The organism is Aliidiomarina sp. (genome assembly GCF_047920995.1).
Lineage (GTDB): Bacteria > Pseudomonadota > Gammaproteobacteria > Enterobacterales > Alteromonadaceae > Aliidiomarina.
The window spans coordinates 1-16,309 of record NZ_JBLRWZ010000017.1; the positions used below are offsets into that span (position 1 = coordinate 1).

The following is a 16,309-nucleotide window of genomic DNA, read 5'->3' on the forward strand; positions in this document are numbered from 1 at the left end:
TAACGCGCTGATTACCCTTGAACGACATGGCCAATAAATTTAGCCCTAACCGGCTGCGCAAGCGCAGTTCCGCAGCGGTATTACCAATTAAGGCGGAATCCGGCATCACCACCATTTCAACTAATACTACTTCGCTATCATCGGAAGCTCGAGCCACCGAATCCGCATCGGCGCGGCTGGTTAAACCGCCACGCAGAGTATATTTGCCATAGGCAGTTACTTTTCTATCCACCCATTGCGGACGTTCTTCGAATTCTTCATCAACCTGATGGATTTCCGCAATATCATCTTCGCCTTTGTGCTCATCGGGCTTTGGCGGTTTTACATTATCAACCAAACGTAAACCGAGCACGCTAATCGCTTGGCTCAAGGTTTCTGGCTCGGCTTTAATGATCAGTAAATCACCTTTGCTCAAGCGCTGGTAACCGTAGGGGTGCACTACCTTCACTTTATCGCGCACCATGCCAATAATTTCACCTTCTGAATCTTGCAGTTTTTCATCTAGCTCGCGAATTAACATGCCATTCGCTTTGCCATCTTCGGTAACACGTACTTCCGTAAGATATTTACCTGTATCAAAACCTTCCGCATCGGTTCGTTCACGTTTTGGTACTAACCGCCAACCACCAATCGCGATAATCGCCACACCCGCTAAGGCCACCAATATACCCACGGGGGCAAAATCAAACATCTGATAGCCAGTGCCTAACGATTCTGCCCGATAGCCAGAAACAATAAGATTCGGCGGAGTACCTATTAGCGTGGTCATGCCTCCTAAAATTGAACCAAATGCCACCGGCATCAGCACCCTTCCTGCTGGCATACCATTTTTTGCGGCCAGTTGAATCGCAATCGGCATGAGTAGCGCAAGAGCACCTACATTGTTCATAAACGCTGAGAGCACAGCTGCAAGCCCGGTGAGCGCCGCAATCGTGGTGATTGCACCACCGGAAGTGGGCGTAAGTTTATGCGCCACCACATCAATCGCGCCGGTAAGTTGCAACGTTGCACTTAGCACTAATACACAAGCAACGGTTATCACCGCAGGATGGCCAAATCCATAGAACGCTTCGGGGCCTGGCACCAAACCAAATACCACACAAGCAAGCAGTGCGCCTAGAGCAATTATGTCATGGCGCCAGCGCCCCCAAATAAACATAATCAAGGTTACTAGTAAAATGCCAAGAATAGCCAATTGTGGTGTTGTCATACGGCGCTCTCTTCCCTATACCGCAGCTATTCGCCGCGCGTTAAATCGCTTCGCATTGAATCTAGCACCGCTTGCGTATTTGGTACATCCCCGGTCCACTGAAAATAACTAAGGGCCGCTTGCTCAACTAACATTCCTAAACCATCAGCAATCGCACAATTATGGGCTTGTGCCCAAAGCAAAAAGGGCGGTAACTCGCTGCCATACACCATATCGTAGCAAAAAGGATGCTCTTGTAAGGCACCTTCCGGTAACTCGGGCCGCTGGTTACTAAGCCCACTAGAGGTGCCATTAATAATCATATCCCACTCACCCGCAGCTGTTGGCAAGCCACCACTGGTAATTCTCGGCGGCGCCAGCTTAGAAGTTACCGCTGATCCGGTGGCGCCGGCAGCAGCCGTTAACCGCGTTTGCCATTCTCGTGCCAAGGTATCGGCCTTACGGGCGGTTCGGTTAACAATGTGGATATGCTGGCAACCCGCATCTACAAAAGGCCCTAACACACCACGAATGGCGCCACCCGCTCCCACCAGAAGCACCCGCGCATTTTGCAAGCTAAGGCCATGGCGCAGGAGGTCTGCCACTAAACCATCGCCATCGGTATTATGCCCCAACCACAACTCACCTTGCTTAATTAAGGTATTTACTGCGCCGGCTTGCTCTGCGCGCAAGCTAAGCTGATCACATAACTGCAATGCAAGCTCTTTTAGCGGCACCGTTACGTTTGCGCCTGCGCCACCGGCTACCTGAAATCGCGCAAAGATCGCTGGAAAACTTTCCGGCTCGGCTAGAATACGAGTGTACTCAATTTGCCGGCCATGTTGTGCTGCAAACGCCTGATGAATCTGTGGCGAGCGGCTATGGGCAATAGGGCTGCCAAAAACAGCGAGCTTCATATACAGTGCAACCTAGTTGTTGGAAAATATGCTTGGGTACCTGCGATCGAATCCCTATCAAGGGCACAATATGCAACCACTAATTCAGCAAATCATAACGTATTTTTGCCGGGTTTTCGTAATCGGCATGAAAAAGGGCCGCAGCCCACGCCACAGCCCTTCCTTCTTAGTTGCGATAATTAAAAAATTAACCTTTCGCTTTTTGCTTACGAATACGTTCAATGCGGCCAGCGAAACCGGTTTTGGTTTTATCATCTAAACCAAACTCCAAGGCTTTTTCACATACTGCAATGGCCTCATCGTATTGCTTGTCTTCCGCAAGCAACGTTGCATAATTCTGGAATGTAAGCACTTGCGGTAAAGAGCCGCCGTTCGCTTTCTTAAGTGGCTTCAAGATGTCCGCAAATTCACTGATGTGCTGGTTAGAGAAGGTTTTGCTAATCTGCCGCCATGCTGCATCAGTACGGTTCTTGTAGCTTGATTCGGTAATTTGCTGATACAAACGATGCCGCGCTAGGGGATCTTTGCTTTTCTCAAGTTCAGCCACTGGGCTAGCAATTTCATCTGGCAGTTCCGCACCAATCGGTGATGGTTGTGATTTATCACCACTATCGATAACCGGGTCTACATCTTTGCTTACTGATTTTGGCGCTGCTTTTTTGGCTACTTTCTTGGTTGCGGGCTTGCTTGCGCTCTTAGTTGCGTTCTTAGTTGTGTTCTTAGTTGTGTTCTGCGCCGAAGATTTTCCTTCTTTCGCCGAAGATTCAATATTTTCAGCAACGCTAGCGGCTTTTTCCGCAATTGTTTGCTCTTTCTCAGCCACTTCGGCTTCAATCTGTGCGCTTGATTTTGTTACCGGCTCAGCGTCTACCGTAGCTCCAGAGCCTGGTTTCATAAACACTCTGCGCGCCAAAAACACAATTACGATAACAACGATAATAAGAAGAAATAAATTGCTAGCCATGAAAGCCCCTAGATTCGATTAATTTTTATTCGAATCCAGAATAATATTAAACGCCAGCACTGGCAAGTGCTGGCGTTTATATTCATCAATGCAACGCTCCGGGAGAAGCAATTCCTACTGCTGCAGCATTTGTTGAGCCATAACTCGAGCCGCTTTTTCAGCAGTTATCTTAATTTCTTCTCGATCGGTGTTATCACCTACTTCGTAAGTTACCGCATGAATGCCAAACGCATCGGCCATATATTGCTTAAACACACCGCTATCTTGGTTGTGTCCGGGACGGTTCACTACTTCCCAGTTAATCTCTTTTTCCAGCTGAGCTAACCACTGATCAACAAAATTGCGGTTATATAAACGATTGCCTGCCACATTCACATAGCTTGCTGGCATAGTGTAATAAATATTCCGCCAAGTAGAATGGAAATCGAGAGCAAATACTAATTCTTCACCATTATCCACCAGCTGCTCGAGCATCGCATGCAAGGCCTGAGTTTCCGGTTGCGTGCGCTGCCGCCAATCACGATTCATATCCAAGCCAGTACTCGTGTGGCGCCAGTTGCCCGCTTGTACCCCATCTGGGTTCATATTCGGCGCCACCAGAATGTTAAAACGAGCGCGGAATCGGTTAGCTAGCTCATCGTCACTAAACAACCAGTTAGTGAAATGTAACATAGCCAATGCCCCGGTGATTTCTGGTGGGTGTTGCCGGCCAATAAGCACCAACCATTGCGGCGGGTTGTTACTCGGGCTATTACCATCGGCATAATGCATCAATGCCGGCAGCGGCCTACCTTCGGTGCTATAACCTAGGGTAAGTATTTCTTGCGCATCTTCTTGAGCTAAACTAGCTAACCAGCGGGTATACGCGCGATTATCAATAATTTCTTGGCCAGCAATATAAAGCGGCGTTGCAGGTTGCAAAGCCAGCTGAAATTGCAGGCGATTATCATTGCTTCTGTGCGCCACTGGCAGCCAACGCTGCTTATCTACGCTAGCTTTCGGCAAATACCGCGCTGGCCCATTGTGGGATTGCAAGGTGATTTGTATTTCTTGCACGCTATCGGTTAAGTTTTCGGCCCGAAAAGCATACCACGGGCTTGGGTTAATCGGCGTGTTTTCTGGCCGTAAGTGCAACACAAAACGGTGTTCCGCTACCTGCTCACAACCATCTAAGCGGCCCATAGAAAAATCCGTAACGAAACGCACTGTAGTAAACTCACAATCTGTTGTTACTGCTGTTTGGCTGGCCGCCACGAAATGGCTAGCCATCCCCACGCTACTCAAAAAGAGTAGCGTGAGTAATTTTTTCCACATATGCATAGTTACTTCACTTAAAACGAATAGGTGTAATTCATGTACCAATAACGGCCACGGTTAGAATGAACGTTCGAGAAATAGCCGAAACTTTCATCTGCAATAGGTGGATCTTCGTTGCCAATATTGCGGGCGCCAACTCGCAAACGAGAGCCATCAAGCAGCCCAGAACGGAACCGATAATCAACAAATACATCAATGGTAGACCAGCTTGGAATGCCCATGGGCTCGCCGGCAACATTTACACTCGTTTCGTAAAAATCACTTACATAATTGGCCCGAACACCCGCACCCCAATTATTGTTGCGCCAGTTAAGAGAACTAAAGCCACGCCATTTCGGGTTGCCATTCATACGCAATAAATCACCCGCGCCTACTACCGAAATATCAACCGGAACTGCTGGGTTTCCTTCAGCTTGCGCAGCCAATACAATCGCACTAATCGGGTCTGGCGTTTGCTCAAACTTACTCAAGTGAGCCGCATTTAGTTTCCAATCAAACCGACCAATACGCGTATCCCAGCGATACGCAACGCTAAAATCGACACCGCTAATTTCGCGCACATCTAAGTTACTGTATTGGTTTTCCACAAACACAACTTCTAATTCATCGTTACGCACCACAGCCTCATTACGTGAGCCTTCTGAACGCAACAAAGAATCGTAGAGTAAGTGGGTTTGGCTATTCAGAATGCCAATCACGCCCGTTTGCTCAATGTTCCACCAATCAACCGTAATTAATAAATTCTCAATCGGGGCTACCGCAAACCCATAACTTAACGTTTTAGAATCTTCTGGCGCTAACGTAGTGTTACCACCGCGAACTTCTGCAACGCTATAACGACGGTCAATAACGGGATCGGTGCGGGTATTAGAACGAGTAACCCCTTGCTCTACAACCTGAGGAAGGTTTGGTGCACGAAAGCCTTCGGCATAAGAGCCGCGCAGCTGCAACCAATTGGCTGGTACCCAACTAAGCGCTAATTTAGGCTTGGTAACGCTGCCTACATCAGAAAAATTTTCATGGCGCAGAGCAACTTGCATATCAACCGTTTCATGCAGTGGCACCAAAAACTCGGTGTAAGCCGAGATAACATTTCGGCTACCACTCGCATCAGGAGTAGCGCTACTACCCATAACACCCGAATCGGAAATTAATGCGCCAGTGGTTGGGTTAACAAATGGCCGAGTACCATCCAGCAAATCATCACGATCATCTGCATAACCTTCGTAGCGATATTCTACTCCAGCAGCCATACCAATATCACCGGCGTACCACTCAACGATAGCCGGGTTTGATATTTTAAAATCCCACAAAGCTAACTCACTCATGCTATCGCGCGTAACATCGGTAGTAATTGCAGCAATTACTGCATCGCTATTACGAGCGCCAAAACCACTATTTACATTAGCCAGATTGCCACCGATAAATGGGTTATAGGCCTGATTAATATCGGTTTGATTCACTGCCGCATAAAAGGCGTTCATATCAATGCGATTGTAGGCAGTATCTAAGGTATCGGCGCGGGAATACAGCACCGCAGTTTCCCAATCCCATAAATCACGAAACCCACGTAAACCAGCCAGTAATCGATAGCTGGTATCATCAACTACCACTCGCCGTTGGCCGGTATCAATAGGGCGAAAGTTTCTTAATTGAACATTTACACCAAACGGATTTACCGCCGCATCAGCGTTAATGGTAAAGCGTTGAGCGGTTAAATTAGCGTTTTGTTCTCGCAAGCGCCGTGATTCTGCCGAGTAATACAACGCTTCACCAAAGAGCTCGGTAGTGCTATTAAGCTCTTGGGTGTAATACGCATACAAATTGTAACGCTCTACTGCCGAGCTCAAGGTTTGATCGGCAATCGCAGGGTCATAATACAAATCTCTAGGCAAGCTTCCGCTGGCGGCGCACACGCCATTTTCCAGTACTTCAAAACAGTTGCCCATCTCTTCTGGGCGAATGTGGAAGGTGCCTAATCCTGGGCCATTAAAAATACCCCAAATACTCGACAGCGTGCGGTTATCTAGAGCAGTGTTACCTTGATATTGTTCGGGAATGCCTGGCGCAAAACGGCGATCTTGATCCGCAGCATACCAGCGCTCCGATGCCGGCATTGCGCTTCTATCATAATAGGCAAATGATAGCGACAAATGGCTTTTCTCATCATTAAAACTAAATCCCGAAGAAGCGTTGAAAGTTAATTGATCTAATGAAGTACCTTCTGAGTGGCCATAAGTTAAGTTCAGGGTAGTAGTATCTACATCGTCTTTAAGCACATAGTTAATTACCCCGGCAATGGCATCGGTGCCATACAGTGCCGCAGCACCATCACGTAGCACTTCTAATCTGCGTAAACCCGCAACCGGTAGGGTGTTCGAATTTACCGTGGTAACCGGCACAAAGTTTTCTGTTTGCGTGCCAGGATGCAATACCAATCGGCGGCCATTCAGCAACGTTAAGGTGTTACCGGTACCAATGCCACGTAAATTAATAGAAGCAACATCACCGCGGGCATCATTAACACCCCCAATCGTACGTTCATTATTGAAGCTAATATCGCCTACTTGCGGAATTGAGCGCATTAGCTCATCACCCGTAGCCGCGGCAGTGTCGCGAATATCTTCTTCGCTCAAAATAGTTACAGGTAAATTGCCCGCCGCCCGTGCACCACGAATATTAGTACCTACTACTTGAATGCGTTCTACGCTATCACGGCTATTCTCACCTTGCGCGGAAGCCACTTGATCAGCAAAACCGCTTTGTACGCGGTTACCCGATGATTGTGCGGCTCGGCTCACCACATAAGTAGTTTCACCTGTGTTGGTGTATCCTAATCCAGTGCCGCGTAAAAGCGCAGTTAAGGCTTCTGTTACCGAATAGCTACCCTCCAGGGCTTCAGAGTTTTGGCCACGGGTTAAATCGGGGGTAAACACAATTTGTACACCGGTAGCTTCTGCTAGCTCTAACAAGGCCGAGCTCGTGCGTTGGGCAGGAATACTTAATTCATAAGGGGTAGATTCTTCTGCTATCTGGGCATAAGCCGGCGTGCTTACGCTAGCTGCAACACCAGCACCGAGTGCCAGTAACGTGCAGCACGTAAGGTAATTCAACTTGCGGTTTAAACGCTTCATGGTAGGGTTCCCGTTGTTGTTTTTTTATTGTTATTCGTTAATACGGAAGCGAACCCAAACCCCTCCAATTTTTTTACTATTGTTGTTAAGGTGGCTAAATCCGCAACTTCATCACCCTGTTACAGCGCTGCTGCAAATCAACGTATATGAACAAAAACGTTATCATTTTCCCGCTCAATCCGAATCGGCAACGAGCTTTCTAACGCCAGTAGAATATTTTCACCGTTCTTTAAATGAAACACGCCACTAATGCGCAACGCATTCGCTTCCGCATCTATAATCTGAATTCTTTGATTTCGGTAACGGTTTAACTCGTTCACTACCTGCTCTAATGATTCATTCTCGAAACGAAATACACCGTGCCGCCAACTCTGCGTTGCACTTACATATTGAAGTTCATTTTGGCTAACAATTTTATTTTCTGGTCCAAATGCACCAATATCACCAGCATTCAGTAAATTTTCTTCCGCCGGTACTGGATTTGTTGGTTCGCCGATAGCGGTAACCGCTTGCGCGCGCTGCGGTTGCACTGATACCCGCCCCTGTACCACTGATACCTGTAAAATAGCCTCATCTTCGCGCATGCGCACATTGAACTGCGTACCTAAAACCCGAATACGTTGTTCGCCGGTGTTGATAATGAATGGCCTTTCAACATCGTGCGCCACATCAAAAAATGCTTCACCCCGAATTAATTCTACCAAGCGTTCGTTATCGGTAAAGGTTACCTGCAGCTTCGTATTGGTATTCAGTGAAATAACGCTACCATCGGTTAAGTTAATATGGCGAACTTCGCCAATATCAGAGAGAAACGCTAACGTTTCTTCTTGGCTAGCTAATTCAATTTCAGTAATCCGAAAGTGATCAAAGGTAATTGGATGTATTACTGGCGCAGGATCCACACGTTGTTCACTCGCAACAGGCCATGTTGATTGATGGGCATGAGGTGATATTTGTGGCAATACCCAAACCCAGGCCAGCAAAGCACTTGCTGCCACTGCCAAACCTGCACCTAGCCAGTGCCAATTAAACCGTGGTTTTATGGCTGGCTTGGGCGATTGATACAGCTGCTCAGTTAAATCCCAAGTGGCCAACATCGCATCAAATTCAGCCTGATGTTCTGGAGTTTGTAACCATTCATTAATACGCCATTCCTCGCCTGCGGTAATTTCACCCGAATGTAACCGCGTAACATACATAGCGGCTTGCGCGCGTACAGCTTCCTTATTCATGGTTTCCACCCTGCCTGCGGCATTTCACTACGCGCTAATTCACTCCGAATAGCCACCAGTGCCGCTGATATATATTTCTCTATTGTGCTCACCGAAACCGCAAGCTGATCGCTAATTTGCCGATAGCTTAGGCCTTCAACTCTGTGCAGCAAAAAAGCCTTACGGTGCTCAGGCTTTAAACGCATGAGAGCCTTATCAATTAACTGTAACTTACGTTTGTTCATCAGGCTACGTTCCGGCTCATGGATTGCGCTAGCAGGTTCATTTTCAATCGTTTCAATACTGCTATGCAAATCACGGCAACGGCTAATTTCTCTGCGCGCCCTATCAATCAATAAATGATTGGCTATTTGCACCAAATAGCTGCGGGCGGTATCTAACCTATCGGCCATACGCGCAGGTAAATCGTCTATTTGGCTTAAGCGCACATATAAATCTTGCATCACATCATCACAATCTTGATTGCCGCCGGTTTTTATGCGAATAAACCGGCGAATTGCCATATCGTGCTCCGCAAGTAAACGCTCAATTAATTTGTGGCTAGCTTGTTGCTTTACACTAACAGGTTTTAACACCGTTTAAGCTCTCACTGTTTTTAGCGGATCCGGGAGGATATCGCTACTTAATATATACGCAGCAACACGAAAAAACCTCCAAAAATAATTCACATGATTACGGCAATACTAACTTGCGGGCTAGCTCTCCCAAGCATAGCAGCACAACAGCTACTCCTGTGCTAACCAATTTTTTGGCTGTAAATAATGTTGCAAACGAGCTTCGGCCGAACCTGATTCCGCTTGGTACATATACTCCCAGCGCGCTAACGGCGGCATCGACATTAAAATCGATTCTGTACGGCCTCCTGTTTGCAGGCCAAATAAGGTTCCGCGATCGTATACTAGGTTAAATTCTACGTACCGGCCTCGGCGATACAGCTGAAACTGCCGTTGCTGCTCAGTACTTGGCGTATCCTTGCGGCGCTCCATTATTGGCACATATGCTTTAGTGTATTGATCACCAATGGAACGCATCAAGGCAAAAGCGTGTTCAAAATCAAGCTCACCTGCGGGATTAGTGTTTAAATCATCAAAAAACAAACCGCCTACGCCACGTGTTTCATTGCGATGCGGCAAATAGAAGTAACGATCGCACCACGCTTTGTACTCTGGGTAATATTCAGCCCCAAACGGTTCACAAGCGGCTTTGGCTGTTTTGTGCCAATGCTCAATATCCTCATCGTAGGGATAAAACGGCGTGAGATCGAAACCACCTCCGAACCACCAAACCGGCTCCTCGCCTGGCTTTTCGGCAATAAAAAAACGTACGTTGGCATGGGAAGTGGGAATATGCGGATTATGCGGATGAATTACCAAAGAAACACCACAAGCATTAAAGCTGCGGCCAGCAAGTTCCGGCCGATGCGCTGTAGCTGAAGCCGGCATCGATTCACCAAATACATGGGAATAATTAACGCCACCTTGCTCGATTACTGCACCATTTTTCAGCACCCGAGAACGGCCACCGCCGCCTAGCTCGCGCACCCAGCTATCTTCAACAAATTTGCCCTGGCTATCGGCAATTTCTAACTCAGCGCAGATATTATCTTGCAGCTGCTGCAAGTATTCTTTTACCCGCTCTAAATAAACATGTTCCTTCACCGTAACACCTCACCGGTTAGTGGATTTAGAATAATACTTGGGCTGGCTCTGCCACCGGTATCGCCGGCCATAATCCAATCAATATCACTGTCCATTTGCGCATACACATCTTCGGCATTCCGCAATGGTTCTTCGCCAGCATAGTTCGCACTCGTAGAAACTAACGGTGTGTTTAATGCCCGGCAAAGCTTCCGCACGGGTTCAAACGCCGTAACTCGCACAGCAATGGTATCGAAATCACCGCGCAGATAGCGCGGTACCTCAGGGCGCGCTGGTAATACTAAGGTAATAGGCCCCGGCCAATGTTGAAACACCGTAAAGCGCTTATCTTGGGGGATTTTTTTATCATCTACATAATCAAGTAGCTGGCTATAATCAGCCGCAATAAGAATAACGCCTTTGTGCTCTGGCCGTTTTTTTAATGCCAATAGCTTACGCACCGCAAGTTCATCGTAGGGTGCACAACCTAGGCCAAATACCGCTTCGGTAGGGTACGCAATAATGCCATGGTTTTGTATCGCTTTACGCGCGCCGGCATATTCATCATGCGCGTTATCCAACGGAGCTTCCAACATCGTTTATCTCATTCATTAGGGGTATATGGTTTTAGGGTAACAGCTTCGGTTAGATTATAACGGTTCCGATTTGTAGCCGCATAATTTTTGTGGGCAACGCAACCGCACCCCTGCTGCCGAATCCCGCTTCACTAACACACCCCAGCCGCAATCTGGGCATGTTTTCGCCACCGGTTCTTCATTCAAGGCATATTTACATTGCGGATAAGCATCGCAGGCATAAAACTGTTTTCCTTGCCGATTCGTGCGCACGTGCAGATGGCCCACTGCGCATGCAGGGCACACAGGAGATTCACTTTGTGGCGTTGGATCGGCAGTTGGATCCAGCATAAAATGGCAAGTTGGAAAGGCGCTGCAGCCGATAAATAAGCCGTAGCGGCCTTTTTTCAGCAATAAGCCCGAACCGCACTCAGGACAGTTTTCGCCCGGTAGCTCTTGTGGCTCGAAATCACCCGTTTCATGCAATGATTGGGTGTATTCGCACTGCGGATATTGGCTACACCCCCAAAACGAGTTCTGGCCAATGTGTTTCATGCGCACCTCTCCGCCACAACGCGGACAAGGCTCTTTGCGAATATTAGTGGCTTGGTTTGCAGAAAATAGGTGCTTTGATGTCATTTTGTTCGCAGGTTTAGTAGCAAGGTAATGCGAAACATCTCGTAACCAGGGGCGCACCCCTGGTCACTTAGTGCATGTACCCAGTAGGCTCTTCGAACAAGAGCTCTTCCATTTGTGAATAGGCATCTTCATGGCCAGGAACATTAAACAACACCATCAAAATTACCCATTTCAAATCTTCGAGTAAAAATTGCGGCGTATCGAGCTCCATAACCCGATCAACCACCATTTCTCGGGTGGTAAAATCAAGTACACCTATTTGTTCTAGGTACAGTAAAAATCCTCGCGATTGCACATCCAGCCGTGCTTGCTCTTCTGGAGTGTATGCCCGAAACGATGCCGCTGGTGCACTTTGCACCAAGTACGGATTCTCTTGGCTGTCTTGTAAATCAGCCAAGCGCTCTAACCAAGCGAGCGCCTTATCGATTTCCGGTTCTCGGAAACCTGCGCGAGTAAGCTCGTCAGTTAGTTCATCGTGGTCTACTACCACTTCCATTTCAGAATGGACGTAGTTCTCAAACAAGTACATGAGGATATCAAACATAACTCTCACCTCCTCACCCTAACGTAGCCGCCAGGCACTGTTTTAATCCATCCATCCAACTCTAAACTGATGAGCTGGTTCACTACTTCAGAAACCGATTCATTTGTTTGCTGTAACAGCCAATCAAATGATGTGGTTTCATAACCCACGTTAGCCAATAATTCTGCGTTTGCCAATAGCTTCGGCACACTTTCCCCAGATTTAGTTGCTAATTCTAACTGTTGCTGGCCATTTGCTGCAGTATTTGCTGGCCAACTGGGTAATTCATTTATTATATCGGCCGCGCAAGTAACGAGTTTAGCGCCTTGCTGAATTAATAAATGACACCCTGCACTACCGGGGTGCGGCACCGGCCCGGGAATCGCAAACACTTCCCGCCCTTGCTCAATGGCGTAGCGCGCGGTAATTAACGAGCCACTACGCATATTCGCTTCGGCAACCAACACCCCTGCACTAATGCCACTTATTATACGGTTTCTGGCCGGAAAATGTTCAGTTTTCGCCGGTGTACCGGGCATGTATTCACTTAGCACCACCCCTTGGGCACATATTTCTTGGCGCAGAGCGCGGTTCCGCGGTGGGTAATTGAGATCTGGGCCACAACCCAGTACCGCTATCGTTGGCAACTGCATTCCTAGTGCCGTTCGGTGTGCCAAACCATCAATACCAAGCGCCATACCGCTCACAATCCCCCAGCCTGCCTTACATAAATCAGTAACCATGGCTTCGGTAAGTGAAAGTGCTAGCGGCGAGGCTTTACGGCTACCTATTACAGCCAGTAAACGATGGTTCAGCAGTGCTTTATCGCCAATCCCAAACAACAGAATAGGCGGCCGGTAAATTTCCCGCAGCGATTGCGGATAATCTGCGCAGTGGTAACTGAGCAGGAAATGGCTACTACTCTCGCCTAACCAATCAAATACTCGCTGCACTTCCGCGCAAGGCGCTGTTGGTAGGCTCGCTGTATGGGAAAGTGGAATTTGCTGTTCGCCGGTTTGCTGCCACCATGTAAGTATCTCGCGGCGCAGTTTTACCGGCGCTCGTTGTAAACTCAGCCATTGGCTAATCATTCGATGATCCCAATCGATACAATGCATAGCATACGTCCTTGTATTTTGGTGCCTGCAGCACCATATTTGGTATAAGAACTAGGAATATAGAAAGGATTCTTCGCTGAGCAAGAGAAACTCTGACAATTCAGCGATCTTCTTGCTAAAATTAAGCTATTCGAATGAAGAACTCGTATCCGCGTGCTATAGGCAGCACCTTACGAACAAGTAGAGAGTATAAATCATGGCAGTAATGACAATTTTGCGATATCCAGATGAGCGCCTTCGCACCGTAGCCAAACCCGTTGAGCAGGTGGATGATGCCCTGCGCGGAATTATCGAGGATATGTTCGAAACGATGTATGGCTCGCAAGGTGTGGGCTTGGCGGCTACCCAAGTGAATGTGCACAAGCGTTTGTTTATTGCTGATTGCAGCGAAAATGGCAATGAACCACTCACCTTTATTAACCCAGAAATTATCGAGCGTGATGGGTTGCATGAGAATGAGGAAGGCTGTTTAAGTTTTCCAAATGTGTATGCCAAAGTGGAGCGCGCTGGAAAGATAAAAGTACGTGCACTCGATAAGAATGGTGATACCTTCGAACGTGAAGCTGAGGGGTTATTAGCCATTTGTATTCAGCACGAAATTGATCATCTGAACGGCAAATTGTTTGTTGATTACTTATCGCCGTTGAAGCGCGATCGGATTCGCAAAAAGCTGGAAAAAGAAGCGCGCTTGGCTGCTAAATTAGATTAAGGAATACATTAGTGCGTATCATTTTTGCCGGCACGCCGGATTTTGCAGCACGCCATTTAGCCGCACTAATTGAAGCGGAAGATATGCAAGTGGTTGCCGTTTATACGCAACCCGATCGCCCAGCTGGCCGAGGCAAGAAGCTGCAGGCCAGTGCCGTAAAAGAATTAGCACTTGCGCGCAACCTGCCGGTTTTTCAGCCCGAGAATTTAAAAACCCAGCAGGCCCAAGCTGAGCTCGCCGAGTTACAAGCAGATGTAATGGTAGTGGTTGCCTATGGCCTTATTTTACCAGCACCCGTGCTAGCTGCGCCGCGCTTAGGTTGCGTAAATGTGCATGGTTCGCTATTACCACGATGGCGCGGCGCTGCTCCTATTCAGCGCGCCATTTGGGCTGGCGATAGTGAAACCGGCGTTACCATTATGCAAATGGACGAAGGGTTGGATACCGGCCCAATGCTTGCAAAATCGCGCATTTCCATCGAAAAATCAGATACCTCCGCTTCGCTCTATGAAAAGCTCGCAAAACTTGGCCCTCTCGCCTTAGTGGAAACCTTGCGAAGCATGAAAACCGGCGATACTTATGCGGCTGCCCAGGAAGATAGCAAAGCTACATATGCAAAGAAACTAAGCAAAGAAGAAGGCATTATCGATTGGCAGCAAAGCGCCGGTTTTATCGAGCGCTGTATTCGCGCATTCAACCCTTGGCCGGGCAGTACGTTCAGCCACCCCGCGCATCCCGATGCGCCGCTGAAAGTATGGCAAGCAGAAGTACTTGCATCTACCAGCAATGCTGCTGCGGGTACAATTATCGAAAGCAGCAAACAAGGCATTGATGTAGCCTGTGGCGAAGGTGTTATACGCTTATTACAGCTGCAACCAGCAGGCAAGAAAACTATGCCCGTAGCCGATTTACTCAATGCGCGCGCCGATTGGTTTGCGCCGAGTACGCAATTACTACCTCCAGATTCAACCAACAATACTGGTGATTCGCAATGAGTAAAGCAGCGCCCTCTCGCGCTGCCGCTGCCCGTATATTGCAGCAAGTACTGCACAACGGGCGCTCACTCAGCCAAGCCATACCTAACGAAACAGCTAACGAAACAGCTAGCGGAACAGAGCGCTTAACGCAAAGTGAACGGGCATTTGCCCAAGCTATTTGCTACCAAGTGTTGCGCCAACTCCCTGCATATGAATGGCTGATCTCGCAGCTGATTGAAAAACCACTGAAAAGCAAAGTTCGGATTGTGCACTATATCCTCTTAGTAGGGCTTTGCCAGCTGCGCGATATGCGCGTGCCAGCCCACGCGGCGATCGCCGAAACAGTAGAGGCGTGCACACAAGTTCGGCAAAAAAACCTTAAAGGGATGGTAAATGCTGTGTTACGCGCCTATCAGCGCCAACAAGAGAGCCTGGAAAAACAACTCGCGAACCAAGCTGCACTGAGCCCAGCATTGTTGCATGGGCATCCGAGTTGGTTAGTGAAGCGATTACAAAACGCCTATCCCGATACTTGGCCCGCCATTTGCGCGGCAAACAACCAACCGCCGCCGTTCTGGCTGCGAGTGAATAGCCAGCACTACACCAGCGCGGAATACCTCGCGTTACTACACGCTGAAGGCATTGCCGCCGAACTCGATAGCCAACTGCCCACTGGTTTTGCCAGTGAACATGCAGCAATTCGCCTACTTCAGGGTGCAGATGTAACGCAATTACCCGGCTTTAGCGAAGGCCATGTATCCGTGCAAGATCGTTCCGCTCAATTTGCCGCTCATCTGCTACAGGCAGAGGCCGGGATGCGCGTATTGGACGCCTGTGCAGCACCCGGCGGTAAAACAGTGCATTTGCTAGAGCGGTATGCAAACATTCAAGTTACTGCCTTAGATGCCGATGCTAGCCGCTTGCAACGAGTACACGATAATTTAGCCCGTATGCAAGTACAGGCGGATGTGGTGTGTGGCGATGCCAGCCAACCCATGGGATGGTGGAACGGCCAATTATTTGATCGCATTTTGCTTGATGCACCCTGCTCTGCCACGGGTGTTATTCGTCGCCATCCGGATATTAAATGGTTACGCAGGGCTGATGATATCGATACGCTGGTAGCCTTGCAGCAACAGATATTGCAAGCACAATGGCAACTTTTAAAACCCGGCGGCCAATTACTGTATGCTACCTGCTCTGTATTGCCTGAAGAAAATAAGCTGCAAATTCAACAATTTCTAGCTACAGTGAATGATGCTGAAGCAGTTCCTATTGCGGGTATTGCAGATTCGGCCGCTACAGGTTGGCAACTACTGCCTAATGCCGAAGGCGGTGATGGTTTTTATTATTTCTTGTTACAGAAGCGCACCTAACT

15 protein-coding genes are annotated in these 16,309 nt (G+C 48.2%); 3 read left to right on the top strand and 12 right to left on the bottom strand.

Annotated elements, in window-relative coordinates; translation table 11 throughout:
* The 12 genes from ACNA7P_RS06100 to dprA all read right to left on the bottom strand — a co-directional run.
* Positions 1–1,210: SLC13 family permease (locus ACNA7P_RS06100; RefSeq protein WP_416257732.1), on the bottom strand; the 1,210-nt coding region annotated here is incomplete at its 3' end.
* 26 nt (positions 1,211–1,236) lie between these two features.
* Positions 1,237–2,106: a shikimate dehydrogenase gene (aroE, locus tag ACNA7P_RS06105; RefSeq protein ID WP_416257733.1), complete on the bottom strand. Its 870-nt coding sequence runs from the start codon at positions 2,104–2,106 to the stop codon at positions 1,237–1,239.
* A 187-nt stretch (positions 2,107–2,293) separates the two neighbouring features.
* Positions 2,294–3,070: a hypothetical protein gene (locus ACNA7P_RS06110; protein ID WP_416257734.1), complete on the bottom strand. Its 777-nt coding sequence runs from the start codon at positions 3,068–3,070 to the stop codon at positions 2,294–2,296.
* Positions 3,071–3,184: 114 nt separating this feature from the next.
* Positions 3,185–4,384, bottom strand: coding sequence for a M14 family metallopeptidase (locus tag ACNA7P_RS06115; protein WP_416257735.1), 1,200 nt, complete (start codon positions 4,382–4,384; stop codon positions 3,185–3,187).
* Between the two features lie 17 nt (positions 4,385–4,401).
* On the bottom strand, positions 4,402–7,521 hold the full coding sequence (locus tag ACNA7P_RS06120; protein WP_416257736.1) for a TonB-dependent receptor: 3,120 nt from the start codon (positions 7,519–7,521) through the stop codon (positions 4,402–4,404).
* A 137-nt stretch (positions 7,522–7,658) separates the two neighbouring features.
* Positions 7,659–8,753 carry a FecR family protein gene (locus ACNA7P_RS06125; protein WP_416257737.1) on the bottom strand — a complete coding sequence of 365 codons (1,095 nt, stop codon included), beginning with the start codon at positions 8,751–8,753 and terminating at the stop codon, positions 7,659–7,661.
* Entirely contained in the window at positions 8,750–9,328 is a 579-nt protein-coding gene (locus ACNA7P_RS06130) for an RNA polymerase sigma factor (protein ID WP_416257738.1), read from the bottom strand. Before ACNA7P_RS06130 ends, ACNA7P_RS06125 begins: the two co-directional genes overlap by 4 nt.
* A gap of 150 nt (positions 9,329–9,478) precedes the next feature.
* Positions 9,479–10,411 (bottom strand): oxygen-dependent coproporphyrinogen oxidase, encoded by a 933-nt coding sequence (hemF, locus tag ACNA7P_RS06135; protein WP_416257739.1) that lies wholly within the window; start codon positions 10,409–10,411, stop codon positions 9,479–9,481.
* On the bottom strand, positions 10,408–10,986 hold the full coding sequence (locus ACNA7P_RS06140) for a Sua5/YciO/YrdC/YwlC family protein (protein ID WP_416257740.1): 579 nt from the start codon (positions 10,984–10,986) through the stop codon (positions 10,408–10,410). The genes hemF and ACNA7P_RS06140 overlap by 4 nt, the downstream gene beginning before the upstream one ends.
* Positions 10,987–11,040: 54 nt before the next feature.
* Positions 11,041–11,604, bottom strand: coding sequence for a topoisomerase DNA-binding C4 zinc finger domain-containing protein (locus tag ACNA7P_RS06145; protein ID WP_416257741.1), 564 nt, complete (start codon positions 11,602–11,604; stop codon positions 11,041–11,043).
* A gap of 67 nt (positions 11,605–11,671) precedes the next feature.
* Entirely contained in the window at positions 11,672–12,148 is a 477-nt protein-coding gene (locus tag ACNA7P_RS06150) for a DUF494 family protein (RefSeq protein ID WP_416257742.1), read from the bottom strand.
* 5 nt (positions 12,149–12,153) lie between these two features.
* On the bottom strand, positions 12,154–13,245 hold the full coding sequence (gene dprA / locus ACNA7P_RS06155) for a DNA-processing protein DprA (RefSeq protein WP_416257743.1): 1,092 nt from the start codon (positions 13,243–13,245) through the stop codon (positions 12,154–12,156).
* A gap of 196 nt (positions 13,246–13,441) precedes the next feature.
* On the opposite strand from dprA, the gene def reads away from it, so the two are divergent.
* From def to rsmB, 3 genes are read left to right on the top strand one after another with little or no spacing between them, the layout of a single operon-like run.
* The gene (def, locus tag ACNA7P_RS06160; RefSeq protein ID WP_416257744.1) at positions 13,442–13,954 is read left to right on the top strand and encodes a peptide deformylase; all 513 of its coding nucleotides are present in this window, start codon (positions 13,442–13,444) and stop codon (positions 13,952–13,954) included.
* An 11-nt stretch (positions 13,955–13,965) separates the two neighbouring features.
* Complete coding sequence (gene fmt / locus ACNA7P_RS06165) at positions 13,966–14,949, top strand: methionyl-tRNA formyltransferase (RefSeq protein WP_416257745.1); 984 nt, start codon at positions 13,966–13,968, stop codon at positions 14,947–14,949.
* Positions 14,946–16,307, top strand: coding sequence for a 16S rRNA (cytosine(967)-C(5))-methyltransferase RsmB (rsmB, locus tag ACNA7P_RS06170; RefSeq protein ID WP_416257746.1), 1,362 nt, complete (start codon positions 14,946–14,948; stop codon positions 16,305–16,307). Before fmt ends, rsmB begins: the two co-directional genes overlap by 4 nt.
* Positions 16,308–16,309: the final 2 nt, after the last annotated feature.